Genomic DNA, 25,129 nt, shown 5'->3' with positions numbered 1-25,129 from the left:
ATTTTGAAAATAGTATTCGGTTGACGGAGGCGGGATTTTGTGATACGTGAAATGTGGTCTCCCACGGGCCACTCCCCCCAATCCCAATGCAGGGCGGGGGTGATCTTCATCTCACGTAGGACCTCCTACAATCAATATCATCTCCTCTTGCGGCTTTGTGCGAGAATCAAATAAATGGACATTTACTCGTAATTTTTGCCGGAAATTTTTTTCCAAATGGAAGCAAGATGTTCTCTGATCTTTCCCTCCATTCCGTTTTTGGTAGGCCTATAGAATTGGGGAGGATTATCGGATAGATCATCTGGAAAATAAGAGAATGGAGTAAAGCCGCCGAAATCATGAGGATATTTATACCCCTGACTCGCTCCTTCTTTTTTATGCGTGGTGGTGGGAGCGTTTCGGAGTCTATTAGGGATCTTTAAACTGGGCCCCCTTTCTTTCACAAAAGAAAGTGCAGAACCTATTCCCAAATAGGATGCGTTTGATTTGGGACAAGAGGCTAAGAATGTAGTAACCTGTCCTAAAATGATCCTTCCTTCAGGCATACCTATTGTTTCTAAGGCATGAAGTCCGGCTACTGCTAAAGGTAAACCATGGACGGAAGCATTTCCAATATCTTCCGAAGCAAGAATAATGAGTCGCCTTGCAATGAAGAGTGGATCTTCTCCCCCTTCTAACATCATCGCTAAATAGAATAATGCGGCATCAGGATCACTTCCCCTCACTGACTTGATAAATGCGGAGATCACATCATAATGACTCTCCCCACTTTGGTCGTATTCGATCACTCTACTTTCTAAAAATGTCTCTATATCCGAAGCCTCAATCTGAGTTCCGGAATCTCTGGAAAGGACGAGTCCCTCTAAATTAGAAAGAAGTTTTCGTGCATCCCCTCCCGAATAACGGACTAACAGAGAACTTGCTTCTTTTGTAATATTCGGTTTTGGATCTAAGGATTCTATCCCTCTGGAAAGTATTTCCAAAAGATCATTCTCGCCTAACGGCTCCAGTTTAAGCACTTGGCATCTGGATAATAAGGGTCTTGTAATTCTGAAAGATGGATTTTCGGTAGTGGCCCCGATGAGCACGATCCCTCCGGTCTCCACTCCTTTTAATAAACTATCTTGTTGGGAAGAACTGAATCTATGGATCTCGTCCAGAAAGAGTAATATACTTCCTTCTTTTTCGGATCTTTCTAATAGTTTTTTAATGTCCGCAACGCCCGTGGTGACAGCATTGTATTCCACAAAAGGTAATTTCCAGCTTCCACCTAAGATCCTGGCGATGGTGGATTTTCCCGTTCCCGGAGGTCCGTATAATAGAATGCTTACAGGTTCTTTATATTTTTGTAATTGAAGCTTTGCCTTTTCCTGTCCTATGACCTGAGCAAAGGAACTAGGCCTGATCTTATGAGGAAGAGGTGCTCTTTCAAATAGACTGCCCAAGTTCTTCTTCCAATTCTCTTTGGACCTTACGTATGCAGGAACGAATGGTAGAGTTGCATACATCGCAGGCGCTATGACAGCATACTAGGGATTGTTCTCTGATCTTTCCATCCAATACATTCTCCACCAATTCGGAAATACGAATAGGCAAACCGAACCAATCTAAATTTTCTAAGATCAATTCCTTTCTGGTTTTAGGAATGAGTCTGGGAGAATCGTCCTTCATCTAAACTTTTGTACCTTGGGTTCTTATATGCGTCAATCCGAATGTTTAGATCCCGATCCAGCCGCCCTTTATTAGATAGTAATAAAGAATAAAACGAGGGATCCTAAAAAGTGCGGCAGTAAAAAAAAGTCCGACCCTCATCCTCATTGCACCTGCGGCTACCGAAGTCCAGGAATAAGGCAATGGAGTCAGTGCTGCAAGCACCACTGCCCAGAATCCGAATCTTTTTACGTATACTTCTAACTTTTCCTCATGATTCCGAATGAACCTGGAGAATACTTTTAACTTAGGAAGAAGGAATCTTCCTTGGGAATAAGAACATCCTCCTGCAAGTAAAGACCCAAAAGATGCGAAGAAGATTACCCAGAAATCCGGCATATTTGCAGCTACTGCCAGGATCAAAAACGTATCCGGAGGAAAGAACACATGCACTGAATCAGCAACGAATATAGAAAGACCTACTCCCCATACTCCAGTGTAATCTAAAAAGATTCCTGCAATCTGAGTGACTCGTTCGTTAAAAAATCTTGCGAGCACTAAGACGATCAGCAATAGGATCACACTTGCGATCAAAGTTTGTCGAACCAAGGAGGAGATTACATTCTCCGTGGAATTTTTGAGTTCCTGGGATTCGGTTTTCAAATTTTACCTACGATGAAACATTCTTTCCAGATCTTCTCTGGTTAATTTGACCAAGGTGGGTCTTCCATGAGGACAACGGGATGGATTCTCGCAATAACTCAAACGATTGAGCATTTCTGCGATTAGATGGTCCGAAAGTTGGTCCCCTTTTTTAACGGCGGATCTACAAGCCACGCATTTTGCCATAAGGTCGTATAACTCAGGCTCAGGAACTTCCTTACCTCCGGTTCGATTTAAAAAATCCAGAACGATCTCTTTTTCATGTCCGGGCAGAAAGTAACCAGGAACTTCTCGGAGGACCATAGTATCTTCTCCGAGTGAGTCTAGTTTTAAACCTACTTCTTGGTATTCTCCAAGTCTATCTTTGATATCTTCCGCTTCTTGTTTGGAAACAGGAATACGAATTGGAGTGAGAAGAGGCTGGATCCCATAATTTTTCTTTTTCAGTTTCCTTAATACTTCTTCGTAACGGATCCTTTCATGAGCGGTATGTTGGTCTATGATATAAAAACCGTCTTCTCCTTCCGCTAAGATGAATGTTTCGAATAATAATCCGAAATGTTTTTTAGGAATGAATTCTGAATGTTTGATCGGAATATCGGTCAGATCGTCTAACCTGGAACCTGGACCTACTGCTTCTACTGGAAAAGAAGGAGAATGTTTTACTTCTTCATAAAGCGCTCCTCCTAAAAGTTGCTGCTCCGTTCCGGCAGAAGGAGAAGAAAAGGAATACAATGTAGATTCCATCTTCTTGGGTTCGGGTCTTAAAAGTCTGTTTTTCAATTCTAAAAAACTGACAGGAGTGCTGGATCTGAGTTCTTTTTGGATCAGCTGCAAGAAGAATGTATTAAATCCTTCTTCGTCCAGAAAGCGGATCTCTTTTTTAGCGGGATGAACGTTTACGTCTATGGATTCAGGATCTACTTCAAAAAATAAAAAGCAGTATGGGTGAGCGTTAGGAGGAAGAAGTTCATCATAACATTTTTTTAATAGATGAGAGGAGTATTTGATTTCTACAGGTCTTCCATTCACGAATATGAATTGGCCTGTACGATTGGATTTATAAAAATCAGGATCGCTGATAAAACCATTCGCTTTCCAACCCTTTCTTTCCAGTTGGACCTCCAACAAATGGTCTCTGAAATTTTCTCCAAATAGATCGATGATCCTTTCTTTTTTACTCTTGGGAGGAAGTCTGTAGACTTCTTTATGATCTTGGACAAATCTAAAACGGATATCTTCTCGGGCGAGTGCCTGGACGGTTACCTTATCGCGTATCTTCTTATCTTCGGAGCGGACCGATTTTAAAAATTTTCTTCTAACAGGAGTATTATAGAATAGATCCTCTACCAGGATCTTTGTTCCTTGAAAACCAGGGATGGCTTCTTTGGAAAGGATTTGTCCTTTTTCTGCCCTTACTTTCCAAGCTGTGGGAAGTCCTGTTCCTGTTTCGATTGTAAGTTTGGAAACGGAGGCAATGGATGCTAATGCTTCCCCCCTGAATCCATAAGAAGAAACTAATTCAAGGTCTTTTAATGTACGGATCTTACTTGTGGCGTGTCTTTGGATTGCGAGCGGGATATCCTCTTCTACTATTCCGGATCCGTTATCCGAAAGAAGTAAGGAGGTCAATCCTCCGTCTCTGGATTCAACTTCGATCGTGTCTGCTCCTGCGTCTACGGAGTTCTCCATCATTTCTTTCAAAACGGAGTGAGCAGATTCGATCACTTCCCCGGCGGCGATTTGGTTGATTAGTTCCGGACTGAGTTCTTGGATCCTGCCCATATAGTTTGGACCCAGCTTGGAAGGTGGAAATCTTATGTCAAGATTGGATTTCCGGTTTAGAGAGAGCGATTTCCAGAATAAACTCCGAACCTGTGCCTGGCACACTTTGGACGGAAATATCCCCGTCCATTTTCTGGGCAAGAGCCTTACAGAGTGCGAGACCAAGCCCTGCTCCTTGGAAAGGTTTAGTAACTCCTGAATCCACCTGTTGGAATGGATTGAATATAGAACCGAGTTTATCTTCCGGGATTCCTATTCCTGAGTCTTGGACCCTAAACCTAAGCCTATATTCCAGATTGGTTTCCTGGACTTTTTCTCCGATGAGTTTGATGAATCCTTTTACTGTGAACTTCTCCGCATTTTCCAGAAGGACTAAGAGCATTGTTTTAAATCTTTCTTCGTCTCCTTCTACCGTTTCAGGAAGGTTGTCTGAAAGAGTTACGCTGAAATCCAGGTTTTTCCGTCGGATCTTATCCTCTACCCTCATTGCTGCTTCGTAGATGGAGGCCTTGAGACTGAATCGTTTATTCAAAAGATATAATGTACCCTTTTCTAAACTGGAAGCGTCCAACATGGAGCCGAGGATTACCATCATCGCATCCCCACTTCTTTTTAATAACTCCAACATTTCCTTATGTTCCGGTTTAAGATCGGAATCCAGTAACATCTGAGTGATCCCGACGATCCCGTTCATAGGAGTGCGGACTTCGTGATCTACGTTGATCAAAAATTCACTTTTTGCTTTATTGGCAGCTTCTGCCTCGTCTCTTGCAAATTCTAATTCTCTGGTTCTTTTCCGGACCAGCTCTTCCAAATTTGTATTCAGTATTTCTTGGGCCTTCTCCCTTTCTCTGAATCCGCTTAACATTTTGCTGGATAAAGAAAGAGAATTTCCGAGCACAAATATTCCGACTCCGATCCCGCTCAACTCCCAAGAATCCAAAACTTCTGCATGGAATAATATCTCACTTACCATGAAGAATAGAAGGAAGATAAAACTAGTAAGATAGATATAAGCGCCCACCATCCTAAGAGAAACTGCTTTTGCTAAAACTACCAAAGAGCAAGCGCCGTTGAATACGAAAAGTAGATAAGAAGGATTGATCAGATATGAATAGATCGCAGGTCCCGTAAATAAAGTGATGAGTGTAAATATTCCCGCAAAGATATATCCTAATTTCAGAAATTTTCTTCCGAAGTTTACCGGGAATACTTCCAACAAGAAATGTTGGGCCAAAGGCATTCCCATAAACCAAGCGATAAATTCTGTTCTAAGATATATTTCAGGCCCCACTAAAAAATGTTCAGGGAATAATCTCACTCCAGTGGAGTATAATCTTAAGCCTACTGTGATGGAAAAAATCCCGAGTATCAAAGCGGAAGAATCTTTTTTATAAAAAACAGATACAAAAATATGGAATAGTCCTAAGAAAAAAAGACCTCCGCAGAGTATTCCTTCTAAGTCCCTTCTATCCATATAATAACGGCTCACACAGTCCGCCGTTCCCAAAACGGGAGGTTTCCAAAGTCCTCCTTTTCTATATTGGTAATTGGAAATTTCGAAATCAAGATGAGCGGTGCCTTGCCATGCAGGAAGAATGGAATAACTGGTCATTAGCTCTAGTCCATCTTCGGTAGGATCTCCAACCTTCCCAACTTCATTGATTACTTTTCCGTTAAATAAGATCCTATAATTTGTTCCTTGGTCATAGGAAACCAGATGTAAATTTTCCACAGGGGCCGAAGAAATCAGATCTACTCTATACAATGCTTTTCCGTATTTAGGAAATTCTCCCTCGTCGGAACCCGGCCAATCATGTTTAGTCCAACTACCCGGAATTACAGCTGTCGAAAATTTTTCAGGCTCATTGGGAAGGCTTGTATCCGGAGTAGCACCCAGCCAGGCAAACTTCCAGTCCCCGGTCATTCGAAAACATTTTCCCTGGTTAAGAGATTTTTCCCAATCTATAACACCATTCTCTAATAGAGCTTTTTTGGGAGAAGGTGTACAATATGCGAAAAATAAGAATGCCGCGATGAGAAAGAACGGATCCTTTTTGGAAAAAATTCTCATAGAGTTGGCTATCTTTTATCGATTTACCGGAAATCGTCCAGGACAAAATCGATGTGATAGTCCGATCTAAAAATTAAACTGAATCCGCCTGAGAACTGATAAACGGAGCCTTAGGAGACAAGAAATATCCGCTCAATGAGGCGAATAATACAGGAGTAAAATTGGAAACCCCAGTTAGTCCTGTGAGTAATATAGTGGTGCTGATAGGTGTTTTGGTCACCGAGGCATTTACGGATGCCATAAGACAGATAAGCAAAAAGGATTCATTCTCGGATGGGAAGAAGTCCATAAAAAATCTACCGGCTACTGCTCCAACGAAGAATAACGGTATGATAATACCACCTCTCCAACCACTGGAAACTGTGATATTGATTGCCAATATTTTTAATAAGGCCAATGTCCCGAAAAAGATCCAGTTACCTTTAGTAACTACAATCTCATTCAACTGGTCATGTCCGAAATATCGAGTCAATGGTTCGTAATATGCGATACAACCTAATAATAATCCGCCGATCGTAGTCTTTACGAAAATAGGAAGGGCCATTTTAGAAAAAGAAAATTTAGTAATTTTGAATATTCCATAAAATATCCAACCAACTGCTGCCCCGGCCATTCCGAAACCGATCGCATATTGAAAATCTTCTATTCCACCGGGAACATATTGAGGGAATTCCCAAGTAGGTCCGATCCCCATATCTGTCATAAATAAAAATACGAAATAGGCGCTACAACTTGAAAGAAAGGCAGGTAATAACGCTTCATAATATTCTACCACATGTCTATGTTGTAGGATTTCCAACGCAAATAATGCCCCGCCTAAAGGAGAACCGAATAAAGAAGTAAATCCAGCCGCCATTCCGGCGATTGTCATGGATCTCAATTCTTCTCCCTCTAAGCCTATCTTTTCTGCAAACCAACTTCCGAAAGAACCGGTAATCTGGACAAGTGGTGCTTCTGGACCTGCGCTTCCGCCCGAAGAAATACTAAGCAAGGAAGACAAACTCATAGAAGGATTATTCTTAGGGTCGAGTTTCCCTCCCCTAAAACGAATATTATCGATTACTAATGAAATTTCTCCCGGTTCCCCCAGGAAATAAATAAGAAGGCCGATACCAAGACCGGACAAGGTCATGATCAAAATGATATAATGCCCTTGGAAACCTGCTAAAAGTTTGGTGAGAAATTCCAAAACTTTCCAAAATACCGCGGAGAATACCCCAGCAAATAATCCGAGGAGTACGTATAAAATACTCCATCTGGAAAGCATAAACGGATTCTTTTTAGATAAGATAAAAATTGGATTTTTAAAAAAAGATTGGATCCGATCCATATTTATGCCGGTCAGAAAATTTCAGACAAAAAGAACAGACTCTTTATTTTTCGAAGTAACTACTCCGATTTTGTGAACCAGTTCTCCTTTTTCTTCCAAGGCAGAGATCGCGTCGGATTCAGACTCTGGAGAAACAATGACTATGTATCCGATTCCCATATTAAAAGTGGAATACAATTCCTTTTCGGATAAAGAAGGAAAATCTTTTTGAACTCGAGCAAAGAACGGATTCTCAGGAAGTTTTTCTCTTTGGATCTCCACCGCTAAGGAATCAGACAACACTCTAGGAATGTTTTCATAAAAACCCCCTCCGGTGATATGTACCATTCCTTTCACTTCAACTTTCTTTGTTAGGTTCAGTATACTTTGGACATAGATCCTTGTAGGACGAAGTGCGAATTCTTTTAAGAAGCCGACTAACTCCGGATCTGCGGGAAGTTTTCTTCCTCCCTCTAAATACAATTTACGAATGAGAGAAAATCCGTTGCTATGAGGTCCGGAAGATTCCAAACCTAAAACGATATCGCCGGCTTTGACCTTGGATCCGTCGATTAAGTCATCCTTCTCCACGGCACCCACAACGAATCCGCCTATATCGTATTCGTCCGGGTCCATGGTACCGGGATGTTCTGCAGTTTCTCCACCGAGAAGTGCCGCTCCGGAAAGTTTACAACCTTTTACGATTCCTGCGACAATTCTTTCCATTCTTTCCGGGATCAATTTACCGCAGGCAATATAATCTAAAAAGAATAAAGGCTCTCCACCCGAGACAAGAATATCATTCACACACATAGCGACCAGGTCGATACCGATCGTATCATGAATATTGAATAGGCGAGCGAGTTCTACCTTAGTCCCGACTCCATCGGTACCGCTGAGCAATATAGGGTTTTTATAATTTTTGAGAAAAGAAACGTCGAAGGCGCCTGAAAATCCTCCAAGCCCGCCGAGAACTCTGGGGCCATGGGTGGATTCCACGTTTTGTTTGATCTTTTTAACGAATTCTTGGCCGGCTTCCGTATCGACTCCGGCGGATTTATAACTAATATCTTCTTGCATGGACCCGCTCCAGAACAGAATTCCGGAATCGGGTCTAATGCCCAGAAAAAAAGCTATTTCATTTGGTCGATTTGTTCCATTGCAGAAAGCTCTCCAGCAGCAGCTGGGCGAACTTTTAATGCCTTGATCCCAGGTCCCAAGTCCACAGCTTCTCCCGCTTTTACCAAAACTCGGGCCTCATCGTCTTTTCTGGTGATCTGGACACTACCTTCGCGAACTGCGAATGTTCCCGTTTCATTGGCGGGATTTACTTGGCCCCAGAATTGGGTGCCTCTGACAGCAGCCACCACTGTAGGAGTATCAATGGAGATAGATTCGTTCTTTTTCAGTTTGGCGACTTTTACCAAAATATTGCCTGAGTTAATCTTAATATAATTCTGATCGGCTCTTAAGGCTGCGATAGAAGCCTCGGAACCACCCAAGAGTCGAACTGTCCCTAAAGTAGTGGTTAAATCCAGAGTGGCATCTTTGTCCGTTTTTACGATTTCAGATTCCACAATACGATCGTTTGCTTTCAGAACCGAGCCTGCTTTTTCCGCGGTCGCTTTTCCTACGAGAAAAGAGACAATTGCATCCGTAGTTTCTTCTTCTTTAGGTTTGCAGAAGAACAAAAGGCTCGGAACTAATAAGATAATAACTAGCTTTGATAGGGATTTAGGGTTCATACGGATTCATAAAGCTAATACAAAGCGTCTAGACCGGGAACCAAAAAAATACTCTTTAGGAAAAAAATTTCTACTTATTATGGGGATGAGATCCGGAGCCCTTTTGCAATAATAGGGAGGCAAGGTCTTCTGCTTTTTCCCGATTTGTATCGGAAGAAAAGAACAGAGTGTAGTTCGGCTGCCCTTCTTTTTCATCCAAATGAAGCGATCTGACTAAATGGCGGACAGTCCCCTGGTTCCCATCATGAAGAATTGCCTCGGGATATAGGTCCTTGATTTCGTTTTTCAGGAATACGTAATGTGTGCATCCCAACACAAGAGCACGAATTCCTTGTCCTTGCGGGATTTTTAATATGTTTTTAAGAAGAAGTTTGGCTTCTTCCCATTTTCCATGATCCACGAGCGTTGCAAGACCATCACAATTTAGGTGAATTACTCTTTCGGATGCACCTAATTCCGATTTTAATTCCTGCAATTTTTCTTCCCTATGAGTAACAGAAGTGGCGAGTAACGCAATTTTTTCGCCCGGATGTGCGAGAAGGGCAGGTTTGATCGCAGGCTCCATACCGAATACAGGTACGGATAATTCTTCCCTAAGTTTGGAAGCGGAAGCGGAAGTTGCGGTATTACATGCGAGAAGGATCGCATCCACTTCTTCTTTTAAGAAGACATTACACACATTATGAGTTAGTTCAAAAACTTCGGAGGTCTTCTTCTCCCCATAAGGAGCATGCGCAAGATCTCCATAATAAAGAAAATTCGCAGAATACGGAAGATCCAAGAGTTCCCTTAGAACGGAAAGTCCTCCCATTCCGGAATCCATTACCCCGATCTTAGGAACTCTTTCTTTATTGTTTATCATATCCTAAACGGAAGTAGTATAATCCTCTATACTCTTTCTCAAAGTATTATAGATCCAACGGAATTTTTCCTCATCTTCTTCCAAAAGAGTGACCCTGAAACCGTCTCTATCCGTACAGAAAGAAGAAAGTGGAACCACACAAATCCCTGTAGAAGCCAGAAGATAATAAACAAATCTACGATCCGGAGCACAATTCCCGAGAAGAGGGCGGATAAATTCTTCCGCCTTTGGATTAGAGATAGGAAGAGTCATCTTATCTCCGAGTATTCCCTTATCAAATGCAACAGTGAGATAAAAAGCACCCTTCGGTTCTACTACGGTAACACCTTTGAGTCCTTTAAAGGAATCGGTGGCAAGTTTTGCCTTCTTCTTAAACTTCTCATTTCTTTCCTTTAAGTGGGGAAGAAACTGAGGATGTGAATATACTTCTGGAATTGCCATCTGAGGAAGAGTGGTAGAACATACTTCCAGCATCTTAGCATCCAAGAGAGATTTTGCATAACGTGCAAAAACAGGATCTTTATCCTTATTGAATATCTCCAACCAACCACATCTTCCACCAGGCCAAGGAAATTCTTTGGATACGGAACGTAGAGCCATTCCAGGCACCTTATTTCCGATTACTTCTGAAAGATGAATGGTCCCCGTTTCGGAATAATTCACATGAGCGTAAGTCTCGTCGCAGATAAGCATTACATCGTATTTTTCCGCGATTTTTACGATTTCCCGCATTACGTTTTTATCATACACTGCGCCGGTAGGATTATCCGGATTGATAAGAAGTATCCCCGCGATAGAATCGTTGTATTTGACCTTATTCTCTATATCTTCCAGATCAGGCATCCAACCCTGTTCCGGATTTAAATTATAAGTCATATGCTCATAACCAGAATGAGCCGCTTCCGCAGAAGAAAGTGTAGAGTATGCAGGACTTGGCCCAATGACTCGAGCTTCTCTTCTTAGGAAGCCGAAAATTTTAGCGACTGCGTCACCAAGTCCGTTAAAAAATAAAATATCGTCGGCGGTAATTTGGGCTCCACCTCTTTCGTTCACTTTATCTGCTAAAAAATTTCTGGTCTTCTCAAATCCTTGGGTAGCCGTATAGGCCCATGACTTATCTTCGAGGATCAGATCCGAAACGATTTTTTTCATCCATGGGGCGACCTTCTCTCCTTTTTGGATGGGGTCTCCGATATTCTCGTAAGTAATCGGAACTCCGAGAGCTTCTAACTTTTTAGCGACTCCTACGATCTGACGGATCTCGTAAATGAGAGCATCAGCACCGCTGTGAACGATATTTCTTCTCATGTCTAGCCTTATGATTTTAGAAAAATTATTTCTGTATCAATCTAACGGTCAGTTCTTGCAGGGATTTTTCCCTGTAGATCCTAAGTTTTAACCTGCCGCCTAATCCTACTATTCCGACCTGTTCCCTCAGATCATTAATATTTTTGACCTGGACTCCGTTTGCTTCCATAATGAAGTCATATCGTTTTAAACCGGAACTTTCTGCGGAAGAACCTGAATCCATATCATATACTAAGACCCCATTCCAATCCGCAGGAATTCCGAGAGCCTTTCTATGATCCGGAAGCGGGACAGTCGCCATCACTCCCAGGGTGGCAGGACGGATAATCCGTCCTTTATTCTCTTCGATCAGCTGGATGATCTTTTTGGCATAGTTCATCGGGATCGCAAAACCGATGCCGGTGTTCCTACCAGAGTCACTTCGGATCAGACGATTGATCCCGATCACTTCTCCATAAATATTGAGAAGTGGGCCACCACTGGAACCTGGATTGATCATACTATCTGTTTGGATATGGGTTTGACCGGTTTCATCCAGATCTTCCCTATATTTTGCGGAAACCACACCCACTGAAAAAGATCTTTCCAAACCGAAAGGAGAGCCGATTGCAATCGCCCAATCCCCTACTTCAATTTTGTCAGAATCACCAAAAGAAACAGGCTTAAGTCCGCTTCCTTCTTTAATTTTCAGAAGAGCAATATCCGCTCTTTCATGGCTTCCTACAAATTTAGCCGGAAAAACACTACCATCGGAAGCGATTACTTCTATACTTTCCGCATCTAAGATAACGTGAAAATTTGTGACAACATATCCTTTTTCATGGATCAGAAATCCGCTTCCGAAAGAGGAAAGTTTTTCAGTCCGGTAATCAAAATATTGGTACGGACTTGTAATCGCTTCCGTTTTTTTAGTCCGAATGGAAACTACAGAATCCTTTGCAGAATTATAAACATTTCGAAAAGCATTCTGCAATTGGATCCCGGCTCTTTGGTCGGAATAACCGAGAGGTTTTCCACCACGGAAAAAGGAGGACAAACCTCCTTCTCCCGGAAGAATGAGGACGAATAGGAATAAAACCAAAAGTCCGATATTGATCCAAACGATTTTAGGAAGGCTAATATTCATGCAATCAGACTCAACCCACCTTCTACCTAACGGAAAGAATCGTCGACTCGGATTCTTTTCCGGAATACCCGTTTTGTTTTTTCTATTCTTTTCCGGCCAAGGATGTATTCCTTATCTATATCATCTGGGAAAAGAACAGGCAAAGATCCTACTGCAAAGAAAAGCGATCTCCGAAGTTTTAGCCGATCCTGAAATACCGGAGACCACCAAATCAAAATTGAAAGAGGTGGAGAAGATCAGAGAATTCGGCATCCAAGAATTAGCACTTTCACCTGAAGGTGGATTTAAAAGTTTTGTGCAACTGGATCGACCTGCAATCGGTTGGCATGTAAGTGCTTGCCATCCATTACGATTCGAATCCTATACTTGGTGGTTCCCGATCGCGGGCACGGTTCCATACAAAGGATACTTTTCATTAGAGAAAGCGAAAGAAGAAGAACAATCCCTGAAAAAACAAGGTTTCGATACAAGAATACGGATCACAGCCGGATATTCTACATTGGGATGGTTCGAAGATCCGTTATTCTCATCCCAACTTTACGAAGATCCTGGTGATCTAGCCTCCATAGTCATTCACGAAATGGCACATGCGACAGTCTATTTTCCAGGAGACTCTTTATTTAACGAAAGTTATGCGAGTTTTGTAGAAGACGAAGGCTCGGACGAGTATGTCCTGAAAATCGGCGGTCCGAAATTGCTTGCGGAAAGAAAAAAATCGGAAGAAGAAACTAAACTTTATAAAAATCTAATTATAGAAACTGCAAATTTACTTAAGGCCGCATACTCAGAAGGCGGCACAGAAGATCTATTACTAAAGAAAAAAACGGAGATCATCGGCGACTTCCGCAAAAAAATTCTCCAAACGAAATGGGCCAAGATCAATTCCAAAAAACTTTCGGAAAGAGACTGGAATAACGAAGACTTCATCGGGATGCTTCGATACAATTCGGGGACTCCGTATTTTAGAAAAAGGTTTCTGGAAGTTGGAAAAGATTTTTCTAAATTTCACGAAGAGATGAGGAAACTAAAAGAGAAAACAATCGAAGAGCGAAAGGTATTGCTGGAAGAGAAATGATTTTTCGCGAGAATAAATGTTGGACCTCCAACAAGATTATACTGCGAAATTTAGTTGTAAAGATGCGAATTTTGTGATATACGCGTAAGCGCTCTCCCACAAGCCACTCCCCCCACCCGAAGCTGGGCGGGGGCGATCTCAATCCCAGTGTTGGACCTCCAACAAGGAATGATGGCCGCATCCCTCGCTTACGCTCAGGTCGGGCTCTCACCTCCGGTCAAAAAACCGCATTCGCGATTTTTATGACCCCGGCTCGATCCCTTGCAGGTAATCCCTACTCCTTCGAAATAAAAGAAGTAGTAAACAATCGATATCCGTTCCAATATTTATCAACCGGATACACTTCTCTCATAGTATCCATGGTTTTCAAAAAACGATTTCGAAGAGAAGTTTTAGAATCTTCTTTTCTAGAAGTAATCTCCTTTAAGAATTTTGAATTATGAGTATCTGTTTGAAATCCAAGATTTACTATCCCCGGTCCCTTCCAGAATTTTCCCAAATAATATAACGAATCTCTTAAACTCAAAGAAGCATTCCCAAAACCTTCCAAAAAAGAAGAAGCTAATATCCAAACACCTTGTAAAGTGCCTGGCTCCACTTCAGCAACCAATCGATTTCCAAACAAGATACCTTTCTCTTTATCTTCTACCAAAGGAACTCGAATCACATGAAAAGGAGTAATTCCAGGATTCCCCTTAGGAGAAAGTTCCAAGTTCTCTAGTTTTGCCAATTGAGAATACCAATCCGGAGAATTCGGATCATCCTTAGTGATAATCCCGAACCCATCCCAGAATTCATCCTTCTCTTTATGGATCGGATTTTTAAGTAAGGTTTCCGGATCTGCAACATAATAGATCTCCTCTTCCGACTTAGGCAAAATTGGAGCTAAAAAATGATAAGAAGAAAGATACAAATACGTGGTCTTATTTTTAGAGGGACGAATATTCTGACGAATCTCTGTTTCCAAAGCCTCCCTCAATAAAACTTCAGCTCCGCCCTTATCAGCTTCTTCATTGTATTTATAGATAGAAGCTCTTACCTTACGATTATCCTTGAAAGCAAGATCACCTTTAGATTTACCTTTCGTAAATTTGATATAGAAAGTTTTTAACCCCAGATCCATCAAAGCTAAAAACTCCTGGTTCTCCGGGATCTTTTCTTCCAATAAAAAGGAGACCTTATTAAAATTAGGAAGATCAGAATAAAAAACGGGACGTCCATACAAAGCGGAACGAACTGCCGAAATTTTGTCCTTGATCAATCCTAAATCAAAGAATGTCTCGGAATCGTTTTGTTGAAAAGAAAGTGTCTGCAAATATGTTATAAAATCGTTAAGCTCTCTTCTTTCTGCCGGACTAAACTTTTTCTTTTTTCTATGTTTAACAAAACGATTCGCTAAATCTACAAACTCGGAAGACTTTTTAGAAGCGGCATTTTTATATTCGAATAGATATTCAGAAAAACCGGATTCGGGTATTTCATTTGGCTTTCTACTTTCCAAATAGGCAATTTTAGAATTAATAAATTCTATCTCTGAAGAATAAAAATCGTCGGAGACTCCTTTTGATCTGGAGATCCAATACTTTGCTTTATCGTAGTCCCCCCGGGAAAGATAAGCTTTCCCGAATTCTAGTGCGATTCTTGCTTGTCTTGGAAAATTTTTCTTAAGTTTCTCCAGGTCCACGAAAGAATTCAAAAATTCCTCCATCTCCTTTCCGGTTTCTTCCGGAAGCGAATAACGCAGTAGATCCAACACGGATGATCTGGATTCCGCATCTAATGTCTGGAATAATATCTTAGAAGAGCTATGAATCTCCGAATACAAAGAAAGAGGAGAAATCCGATGCCCGAGTTTTTTACGGTTTTCTAAAAATGCTAAATGCCTTGGATAATTTCTATCCTGGGGATCCAATTCGATTTGATTTGTGTCTTCAGACCAATCTTCATCTTCTTCCAAAAGAGCTTTTTCTTTTCGAATCCGAGTCTCCATTTTTTTCCAAGTCTCCAGATCCGATCCTGAAGAGATAAATTGTCTTGCTAACCCCAGTTGAGAAGAAGCTAGATCAGGATAATATGCTTCCAAAGCTAAATTAGAAAGTTTTAATCTAAATAAAAATGGATCATACCTGTCTGCAGATATATTAGAACTGATAGAATTACCTGGATATTTCCCTTCTTTTAATGCAAATATTCCATTTAAAATTTCATTCTTAGCTTCCGGCAAAGAAATTTCGTCACAATCCTTATACTCGGTTTCCAGCAATCTCGACACACAGAGGTTCAACCCCAATTCTTTCTGAGAATTCAGATCACGATTTTCATAACGTAAGGCGAAAATTTTACTCAAAGAAAAATTTGGTTTTAATCTTTGGTACGCTCTTAACAAATCCGATTCAATTTTCAGGGCTAAATTAGAATTCGGTTCTGCATAAGAACGAGCTCTATGTAGATCAGAAAACACTTCCGAAGAGTCTGAAATTCTTTCATTCTTCCTGGACTTAGCGAAAAGTTTTTCAGCCTCTATATTTTTATTTCCGGCTTTTTCGAAAGGTCTTCCAAAACGAATGGGGGTATTAGATACTTTTCCTGTAAAAATTTCTTCCAGAGATTCCTCTACGCAAGATTCTCCAGGGCATACATACATTAGATTTACTCCAGAACCAGCGAGTCCCGTATATACCTTTAAGATTTGTTGCCAGCTCGGCTTCTCAGAATACGTAAATATTATTGCACCTAATCTATGTTCTCTGGAAAAAATCTCTCTGAGCTCTAAAGTATCTTTCTTTCTTTCTCCAAAAGTCGAATCTCCTTTAATCTCAGGAAAAGGGCTCACAATAATATCAGTATCTTCTAATATATCCGTCCAAGAATCAGAATTTACCTTTCTATAATTCCAGCCGTTAATCGGAGAAAAAGAAGAAATTACTTTCGGAGTTCTATCTTCTCCGCTTGAAGCGGAAGAAAAAAGTTTAAAACTAATCCCGGAAACCTGAGAATGTAATGTCTCACCTACGGAAGTGTTTCCAGGGTCCAAAACAAGATTTCGACCAGAATTTTCGAAATTGGATTTGATCCAACTCTCCGTCTTAGATTCGCTCTCGAATTTGAGAAATTTTAAAGAAGAAGTATTTTTAATCCGAGCAAATACTGCTCCTCTGGATTCTAATAAACGAATTTCAGTTTCATTCTGTTTTAAAGTCGCCTCTCCAACTGCGCCAAAAGGGTCCAAGAAACTTGCCTTTTGAGGAAATTTGGATCTTAAAACTTCCAAAGATTTGGAAACTTGAGAAGCAGCTTGTGCAAGTGTGAGTTCTTCTTTTTTGATATCCCCCCTGGTCTCCAAAGCGATTTGATATTTAAAATAAGTATTTCTATAATTTTTCCAATCGGACTCGAATTTTACATATTCCGCTCGGGCTTCTCTAAACTCCCAATTTCCTTTTTGAAAATTACGAAAATTTAATAACCTCTGAAGTCTGGCCCAATCATTAAATGCAACATTCGTATTTCCTGAATCGAGCTCTGCTCTGATTTTAGTCTCATACAAGTCTCTTAGCAGAAAACTTTTATTATCAGAAATCAAATGGAATTGTTTTCTAAGAAGTTCTTCCGCCTTGGATAATTTTATTTTTGCCTGATCCGGCCTTTTAGACATTAAATCTAGTCTTGCCTGCAAAACCCAAGTTTGTATGAGTTCAGCGCCGAAATAAAATACATTGGCCATTTCTTCCGCAGATTTTAAACATTCTTCCGCTTTTTCTAAATCTCCCAGTCTATAAAAAACACTGGCTCTGCTTAAAAAATGCAATACCCTTTCTTTTCTTGGGAATGGGTCTTTGGAGAGTCCTACGATCTCTTTTGGCAATCCGGAAGGAGTTTCAAGTAATGAGGACGAAATTCCCAATTTTTCAAAACCTTCCGACCATTCTCCTTTTTTAAAATCCTCCTCTCCGGAATAATAAAGCACTGTTGCCTTTAATATATCAAAATCGTAATATTGTTTATAAAACGCCTCTGAACATACGTAATTTCCCTCTAACAGGTCTTCTGGCCAGGAAGATAGGCAGTTTTCCATGGATTCTCTTTTGAAACTGTCCAGTTCTTTCAGAGCGTTATTTAATTCTTCAGAGTATTCGTTTCTATCTTTTTTAGCCGAGGCTTCTATAGAAGCGAACAAGGAATATAAATATCTTTTAAAACTGCCTATAGATCTTCCGGAAAGATTTGTCGAGTCTTTCAGAAACTCATTCTCTTCTAAAAATGCTAGTTTAGCTTTTTCGAATTCATTTCTTTTATACTGAAAAAATCCAAGGTCGGCATAAGATTGGGACTCGATCAATTGTCCTGCTAATGTTTTACTTAAACCCTTCCTATTTACATATTCCAATCGTTTGTCCGTTTCTTCCGCAGCCAAACGATAGTTTTGTTCTAAGATAAGATTATTTACTCGTATCCCTGAAGATAATAACGGTTGGAATACGGGAGGGATAGCCTCCGGAAATCTACCAGAACCGGAAATACGAACTGAGTCAGGGAGTACGGTTTCAAAAACGAAATCCCACATGGAATCCCAGACGGATTCCCAAAATTTAGGGCTCACCTTTTTAGGCAGCCAAAGAGTTTTGCGGGAATACGCCTCCTTCTCCGCTTCTTTTAAATTTTCTTCCGACTTGGAAATATAACCTAATTTTTGATAAGAAATCGCCAATGCATTTCTGATATTGATCGGGTCCACCAAACGAGACGGTTCGTTTAATTCCAATGCTTCCGACAGATACGGAAGAGCTTGTGCATACTCCCCCAATTCCATGTGAGACAGACCCGTCAAAGTCCTAAGTAACGTTAGTTTCTCTCTATAACTTTGTAGGTTTTTTGCGTAATCCGTCCCGGAATATAATTGAAGAAATTCGTTTTTAGAATAAATGTCCGAGGCGTTTTTTAATTTTCGGACAGCATCTCCATACTTGGACATATACATGGAGGCGCGCGCAGAGTTAAATAAGAAGACTGCCTTTTGCCTGTAGTCTTCGAATTGTGCTTTCGATATTATATAATTAGAATAGGATTCTACTAACGAATATTGTTCATCCGCCTTAGGATAGTTCTTGAGTAAAAAATAATTATTACCTAAATTCAATCTCAGATCGGAAAGAGCTTTTTTGTTTTGGAAATTTTCTCCGAGTAATTCCAAAATCTGACTATATAGTTCTATATTCTCTTCAAAATTCTTTTCAGGAAAATATTTAGAATATTCATCCCTATATTTATCCTCATCCGCCGGCTCCTTATCACTCGGTTTTCTGGATTTCATAATGTCCACATATTGGTATAACCAGCCTAAAAGCTGGTAGGCATCATGATAGGTAGGTTCTGCAAATATGATCCATCTAAGTTCGTATTCTGCCTGTTTATAATCCCTAAGAGCCGCCTCTTTTTTAATCCGATCCATTGTTCCGGAATTATAATAATAGGTTTCTCGGATTACTGAACGATTGATAAGATAATACGCGTATCCGTATAATGTCGCAAGATCCAAAAAAGCTCTAGCTCTAGGCAAAATCTTTTCCTTCTCGAAATATTGGTCTATATATACAAGCCCGTCTTTTTTATCCAACGGATCAAATTCGAGAGGATTCAAATTTCCTAAAATACTGGAGGCGTTTTTTTCACTCACGGATCTCGCCAATTTGAAAGAAGTATCTACCATCAGTTTCTGGTAATAGATGGCATAGTCCTTATAAACGGTGTCCTGAAAGAGGCTTTTACTTTTAGCCAGAAACATATTCTCGGTATTATAAAAATAATGGAGAGAAGCTTGGAAAAAATCAGATCTGTTCTCATAGTTCCGAGCTAGGTTTTCAAAATAAATAAAGAACCTTTCCATCTCTTTGTCGGAGATCTCTACCCCGGAATCATGATCGTAATTCTCCAAAAATGTGCGTAGAGATTCCAAAGAATAACGTACACTTCCTAAACCCTTAAAATTAGAAGATCTTAATAAATGGATTTTCAGAAAAAGCGGATCTTTAGGAGTGATATCTTTCAATAAAGGTTCCAGCAAAGAATTACTCTCGGCAAACCCTCCCTGCCCGGAAATCCCCGCTGCCTTAGTATATATCAAAAATCTATACAATACAGAAGAACGTTCTTTGATCTTATTGGAAGATTCTATCTTCTCAGAGAGAGATATCTTTTCAGAGTCGGATTTTCCCGCCAAGATCTGCTCTTCAAAAAGTCCGTATAAATTCCTAAGCTCCGTTGTCTGAGCTTCGGCCTCATTTGCTGCCTGCAGAAGTGTAGAAGGAATGGTCCAGTCCTTCTTTTTTGCTTCTTTAAGTTGTAGTGAGCCTATATTTCTTAATATTTCGTGAATATTATAATAAGCTGGAAATCGAGCAGCCAACTCTTGTTTTGAATTCAGTGCTGCTTCTATTTTGCCGGATCTTTCTTCTAAATTTCCAATCTCTTCTAAGATCGCTCCCGCTACCTGGGCATCCGCTTGAGCTCGAATATTAGAAAAATATTCTTTTATCTCCGAGATCCCCTTGTTCTCTGATTCTAAATAGAATACATATGCGAAGCCCCATTTAGGATCCAAACGAGAAGCTCCCATCTCCTTTTTGATCTCAGAGGTTTTGCCCGACTTTTTATGGAGTAAATATTTTTCGTTTAGGACTTTGGCCCGAAAAATAGGATAAAGTGAATCTTCCTTATAATATAATTCCAAGGAATCCAAAGCCAATAGATAATCATCTATTGATTGTTTTTTACCGTATTCTTTTGCGAGCTCAAATTGTGCAGAAATATTGGAAGCCTTAGGAATAGATCCGCTCAAAGGAAGAAAGTAAATATTCAAAGTTCCGTAATAGGCTGCAGTGAATAGAATACTTCCTCCATTAAAGGAAGAATACCTCGTATCGAATAAGGAAAAATTTCCAGAGGTCAGTCTTCTTTCTTTCATATCAGAAAGATCCAATCGAATGATCAGACTATTATCTCTCTCGTCTAATTTTCGGTTTCCATCCGAATCGGAACGAATGGATGTATAGAACAGATATCTTCCGTCGGATGACAGGCTGGGAGAGAAATCTAAATAAGAATCGTTAGTCAGTCTTTTAGTTTTTCTAGTGGAAAGATCCAAGGAATAGATCTCACCCTCTCTGGAATCGGCATAAGAAAGATATACGATCGACTTTCCATCTTGGGACCAATATGGATTTACCGCTCCGGATTGGGTGAGTAAGATCGGCTTCTCTTTTCCTTCTGTATCCCATAAGATCAAATTCGGAGTTCCCGGGGTCAACCTATCTGAAGAAAATAATAATACTCTACTATCCTTTCCCCAAATAGGATCGGAGTCCGAAAATTTATCCGACTTAGAAATATCAGAATATTCCGGATTTGTGATAAACTCAAAGTCGTCACTTAAGAACCTTTTTCCCTCTAGGATCTTTTTAGCCCAAACCTCAGGCTCGATTTCCAAAAGTACGATGTCTCCTGCTGTGTCATATTGTTCCGATACGAATGCCAACTTTTTACCGTCCGGACTGATCGCAGGTTTGTATTCAGAAGAAGGATGTTCCGTAACAGGGACCACAATAGAACTCTTAAGATCTCTAAACCAAATATCATAGTTTCCTTTTTGTCCCGTCGTATAAAAAAGATATCTTCCATCCTCGGTGGTGGAATTATATAAGTTATTTCCCCTTTGTACGGTCAAAGGAAACGGTTTATCATTTTCCGGATTGAAATAGTTTTTAGAAATAGGGCCATAATCAAATTCAATCGGCCTCACCCTTTCTAAGGATTTAAAAGCGGTGCAATAAAAGAAGAAAAATGGTAAAAGGAAAATACTCCGTTTCATTTTCCTTATTCCTTCTTTTTCCAATTCCCGACGGAAGCCTCGTAATATTCTCCTATATCTACTGAACGAAGCCAGGTGGTTTGGATACTTTCCTTGATCGAAACTTTTTCTTTTTCAGCCAAGTTGCGATTCGGATCGCCAAACGCCTTCTTTAGCTTTTCCTTAATTACGATCTCTCTATTTTCATTCGTTAGTTTAACAATATCATCTATACGAGATTTTTGTTTTGGATCTTGGGAAATCTTATCCACGCCTGCTTCTCTGATCTTAGGATTCCATCTGACTTTTCCGTCCAGCCCTTCTGCCAATACTCCGAGACTTCTATATTCTCTTAACTCTCTTGCTAAATATGCTAGAATACGAAGTGCCATATAAAATTGGTTATCACTGGCATTCCCGAATTCTTCTTTGATCAGATCCCTTTCCCAGATTTCGGAACCGGAAGAAGAAGTTTTGATAGATGCGATGAGCCATCCGTCTTTTTCTAGATTTCGATCCTCTCCTAACATTTGCTTTTCTGCAGCAGTTTGAGTTTGAGTGAACGTGATGGGTGGAGCCTTGATCGGGCAATACACGAATAAGGGAAAGATTGCAAAAAGAATAATAATGGATTTTGGAATATTCTTCATAAGTTTTACTGATTAAAAGTTTCGATCTCGTTTTGGGCACGTTTGAGAAAGTTTGCCAAAGGCATTCTTTGCTGGGATACCTGGTTATTTTCCAACTGGATGATCGTTCCTAAAATGGAACGTTTGAATAAGATAACCGCGTATACCAAACCTTTTGACAATTCCAATTCTATCTTATCCACTGCATAACTTCCGTAGATAAAATCAGTGAGTATATTGGAAGGTGCAAAAATATTGATCGCACTTTTTCCGAAATCGTTCCCGATCTGATAGATACTAAAAAATAAATTTAAGTTGGGCACGGGATCTCCCAGATTCCTTCCCCAAAGATTGAGATCCGCTTTCACTTTTCCATCATCTATCTTGGCCTGAGTTTTTGCCGGGAGCAATTGTTTTAGATCTATATCCTTAACTCTCAAGGAAACCGAATATTCCATTTTCTCAGGGTCGCCGGAGCCCACGTTAACGATCATATCCTTACCCCAAATTTCTCCGTCCAGAGTATATACTTTGAGATAATCCATTCGTAAATAATTTTCCGAATATTCCAGGTTAGCAGAAAGACCTGGAGAATCCGCTTTAGGTCTACTGTATTCGAAAGGTGTTCCTTTTAAAGAAGGATGATTTCCTATGATCTGTCGGATCGTAAAATTGGGAGCCGGGGTGCGGCCGTAATTCATTACGAACTTTCTTTTGTTACCCTCGATCAGATTTTTGGTCTCTTTTACGGAGAGATCATGGGTAAAAGGAACATTTGCATTCCATCCATCGATCCGATATAGTTTACAATCGTAACCGGGGCAGACCCCACTTTGCAGAAGTACATTAGAATTTTTAGATATTAAATTTCCCTGAATAATACTTCCATACCAATTAAACCCGATCGAAGCCTCCCCCTGGAAAAACAATCCCTTAACCAACCCACTTTCTTTAGGAGATAAAAGTTTAAATTCTCCTTTTAAATTCGGAACAAACTCTCCCATAGAAGGCGAAGGTCCGTTCTTGCCGGCTTTGTTTAATTCTCCATTCATCCCCAAACGTAATTTTTGGGAGAATGCACTTAACTCGAGTTTATCTATTTTAATTTTAGAACTTGGACTTCCGATCATCTTTAGATCTAAAGAAAGTTTTCCGTCTCGGAGATTCATTCCAGGCAAGTCTACTCCAAGACTTCCTTGGATATTTTGTCCGTGATTCCCTAGTGAATAATAAAAGTCTCCGTCTAGTCCTATCTTCTTACCTACTTGGTTTCTGACTGGGATTAATGTTTCTCGTAGAGACAAAGGAAGAAGTGGGACGAGCTGTTCTAAGTCCAAATCCAATCTCGCTTTTTTCAGATCCAAGACGAAAGGTTCTCCAAGTCCGATCCTTCCACCTGTTTCCAATTTTGCCGCGGAATCTCCTTCAGCGGAGAAGGCCCGTAGGCCTAGATTGGATACTAAAATTTCCTCCAGCCCCCAGGCTTTTTTAGGAAAATTGAATATAGCTTTTAGGCCTCCCTCCAGATAGATATTTCCGGAGCTACCCCTATCCATCGGGAATCTAAAACCTTTGGCTTTTAATTTTAAGCCGGCATCCAGTTGAGAAAAATCTTTTCCTAGGGCTGAAAGTTCAGCGGAGAATTTTCCGGAATAACCTTTTAGATAATCCCCGAGCCCAAAATTATCCAATTTCAGATTTAAATTCGGGCCTTCGGCCTGAGAATAATTCAGATTTCCTTCCAACAGAATTTCATTATATATTACTTTTAAATTTTTGAATGTAAAAGATCTCATCCAAGGAAGTGGGACCTTGGGTCCGGAATCTTTTTCATTTTGTGGATCGATCCGAACATCCCAATCCAAATTGAACATGGGAACAGAATGTCTTTTTTTACCGATCCTGAAATCTAATCCGTTTCCTCTAACTTCTCCTAGAACTCTTAGATTGTCCCAACTGCCTTCCGCCAAGATCGGAGCAAGACTTGCCTCTCCACTCATGGAAAAAAAATCAAACCCAAGACTATGCAAAAAATCTGATAAAGGTGCGAGCCTTATCCTGGATTTTTGGATGGCAAGATTCACTTTTCCTGAATCCGAAGCGAAGTCGGAAATTTTTCCACTTCCTTCTAACCAGGTATCTTCTCCCACTTTCCATTCTAAATTTTTAAGTAGGAGTTCCTTCTTCTCAGGAGAAACATCTATATCGTATTTTAATGAAAAGCCGAAAGGAGCACTGACCCTATTAGCAATTCGTATCGGTATTTTTTCTGAGCCGAGGTCGAGCTTGGAATGAAATCCTGATTTAGAACCTTCTTCCCTTTCCCAAATCCATGTACATCTAAATGGATGGTCTAGTCCTCCGGAAGAATCTTGAAATCTAAGTTTTATCTGATTCTCCGGATTCAATTTCACTTGGAACTCGTCTATAAGATCCAAAATTTTCAGATCGAATGGGATCCGAGTAAAACGATTCGTATCCAAAAGAAATCCAAGTTCTAATCCTTCCAACCCTGCAGAGTAAGACTTGGAACCGTTTTCTGAATTCACTCGAACATTGATGTCTTTTAGGTCCAATTCTAAGAATGCACTCACTGGAAAATAGGTGCGGATCTCAGTAAGAGGTTCACTTTTTTCCACAGGTATTTCTTCCTTTTCGCTAGGAGGAAAAACGGAGGAGATATTCCAAAGGTTTCCTCTTTGTTGGAGGTCCAACTCCAATCCGTGGATGGAAATTTTGGAAATTTTTAATCTTCCTAAGATAATAAGAGGAAGATTATAAGAGATCCCGAGTTCTTTAGCGGTCATTACAGGCTTCTCGTCCCAGTCGGTTGTGGGATATAATTTTAGGTCAGTGAACCTGAATCCGTAGATGGGAGAAAAACTTCGGACATTCGCCTCGAACTTCCCCGCAAAAACGGATGAGGCAATTTTATCGAATAGAATCTGTCCTGTGATTGAGTTGAAAAGGAGATGATAGAAGAGAAAAATCCCCGCAATGATCCCAAGGCGGAGCTTTTTCTTTTTCAAATACTGTAGAAACTCGGAAGCCAACCGAAAT

Annotated in this window: 15 protein-coding genes; 1 reads left to right on the top strand and 14 read right to left on the bottom strand. The window is 40.4% G+C overall.

Features of this window, described 5'->3' with window-relative positions; all coding sequences use genetic code 11:
- Window positions 1-182: 182 nt before the first annotated feature.
- From CH365_RS11030 to CH365_RS10980, 11 genes are all read right to left on the bottom strand, one after another.
- Window positions 183-1,445 (bottom strand): replication-associated recombination protein A, encoded by a 1,263-nt coding sequence (locus CH365_RS11030; RefSeq protein ID WP_100768611.1) that lies wholly within the window; start codon window positions 1,443-1,445, stop codon window positions 183-185.
- Window positions 1,429-1,671: a hypothetical protein gene (locus CH365_RS11025; protein WP_100768610.1), complete on the bottom strand. Its 243-nt coding sequence runs from the start codon at window positions 1,669-1,671 to the stop codon at window positions 1,429-1,431. The genes CH365_RS11030 and CH365_RS11025 overlap by 17 nt, the downstream gene beginning before the upstream one ends.
- A gap of 45 nt (window positions 1,672-1,716) precedes the next feature.
- Complete coding sequence (locus tag CH365_RS11020) at window positions 1,717-2,313, bottom strand: YqaA family protein (protein WP_100768609.1); 597 nt, start codon at window positions 2,311-2,313, stop codon at window positions 1,717-1,719.
- Between the two features lie 3 nt (window positions 2,314-2,316).
- Window positions 2,317-4,098 carry a DNA mismatch repair endonuclease MutL gene (gene mutL, locus CH365_RS11015; protein ID WP_100768608.1) on the bottom strand — a complete coding sequence of 594 codons (1,782 nt, stop codon included), beginning with the start codon at window positions 4,096-4,098 and terminating at the stop codon, window positions 2,317-2,319.
- 37 nt (window positions 4,099-4,135) lie between these two features.
- The gene (locus CH365_RS11010; protein WP_100768607.1) at window positions 4,136-6,172 is read right to left on the bottom strand and encodes a sensor histidine kinase; all 2,037 of its coding nucleotides are present in this window, start codon (window positions 6,170-6,172) and stop codon (window positions 4,136-4,138) included.
- Between the two features lie 73 nt (window positions 6,173-6,245).
- Window positions 6,246-7,502, bottom strand: coding sequence for a chloride channel protein (locus CH365_RS11005; RefSeq protein ID WP_100768606.1), 1,257 nt, complete (start codon window positions 7,500-7,502; stop codon window positions 6,246-6,248).
- A 21-nt stretch (window positions 7,503-7,523) separates the two neighbouring features.
- Complete coding sequence (purM, locus tag CH365_RS11000) at window positions 7,524-8,561, bottom strand: phosphoribosylformylglycinamidine cyclo-ligase (protein WP_100768605.1); 1,038 nt, start codon at window positions 8,559-8,561, stop codon at window positions 7,524-7,526.
- A gap of 53 nt (window positions 8,562-8,614) precedes the next feature.
- Window positions 8,615-9,226: an adhesin Lsa19 gene (gene lsa19 / locus CH365_RS10995; protein WP_100768604.1), complete on the bottom strand. Its 612-nt coding sequence runs from the start codon at window positions 9,224-9,226 to the stop codon at window positions 8,615-8,617.
- A gap of 70 nt (window positions 9,227-9,296) precedes the next feature.
- Window positions 9,297-10,088 (bottom strand): glutamate racemase, encoded by a 792-nt coding sequence (gene murI, locus CH365_RS10990; RefSeq protein WP_100768603.1) that lies wholly within the window; start codon window positions 10,086-10,088, stop codon window positions 9,297-9,299.
- Between the two features lie 3 nt (window positions 10,089-10,091).
- Window positions 10,092-11,396 (bottom strand): pyridoxal phosphate-dependent aminotransferase, encoded by a 1,305-nt coding sequence (locus CH365_RS10985; protein WP_100768602.1) that lies wholly within the window; start codon window positions 11,394-11,396, stop codon window positions 10,092-10,094.
- Between the two features lie 25 nt (window positions 11,397-11,421).
- Window positions 11,422-12,522 carry a S1C family serine protease gene (locus CH365_RS10980; protein ID WP_100768601.1) on the bottom strand — a complete coding sequence of 367 codons (1,101 nt, stop codon included), beginning with the start codon at window positions 12,520-12,522 and terminating at the stop codon, window positions 11,422-11,424.
- On the opposite strand from CH365_RS10980, the gene CH365_RS10975 reads away from it, so the two are divergent.
- Window positions 12,521-13,597 carry an aminopeptidase gene (locus CH365_RS10975; protein WP_100768600.1) on the top strand — a complete coding sequence of 359 codons (1,077 nt, stop codon included), beginning with the start codon at window positions 12,521-12,523 and terminating at the stop codon, window positions 13,595-13,597. The two genes, CH365_RS10980 and CH365_RS10975, sit on opposite strands and share 2 nt — an antisense overlap.
- Before the next feature lie 274 nt (window positions 13,598-13,871).
- On the opposite strand, the gene CH365_RS10970 is transcribed toward CH365_RS10975, so the two are convergent.
- Genes CH365_RS10970 through CH365_RS10960 form a run of 3 tightly spaced genes read right to left on the bottom strand, consistent with a single transcriptional unit; the run spans window position 13,872 to window position 25,122 of the window.
- The gene (locus CH365_RS10970) at window positions 13,872-21,461 is read right to left on the bottom strand and encodes a TolB-like translocation protein (protein ID WP_100768680.1); all 7,590 of its coding nucleotides are present in this window, start codon (window positions 21,459-21,461) and stop codon (window positions 13,872-13,874) included.
- 5 nt (window positions 21,462-21,466) lie between these two features.
- Entirely contained in the window at window positions 21,467-22,090 is a 624-nt protein-coding gene (locus CH365_RS10965; protein WP_100768599.1) for a DUF1318 domain-containing protein, read from the bottom strand.
- A gap of 5 nt (window positions 22,091-22,095) precedes the next feature.
- On the bottom strand, window positions 22,096-25,122 hold the full coding sequence (locus CH365_RS10960) for an LIC_11026 family protein (protein ID WP_100768598.1): 3,027 nt from the start codon (window positions 25,120-25,122) through the stop codon (window positions 22,096-22,098).
- Window positions 25,123-25,129 lie beyond the last annotated feature (7 nt).

Origin of the sequence: Leptospira neocaledonica, assembly GCF_002812205.1 — a bacterium.
GTDB classification, from domain to species: Bacteria; Spirochaetota; Leptospiria; order Leptospirales; family Leptospiraceae; genus Leptospira_B; species Leptospira_B neocaledonica.
This window is presented reverse-complemented; position numbering and strand designations above follow the sequence as displayed.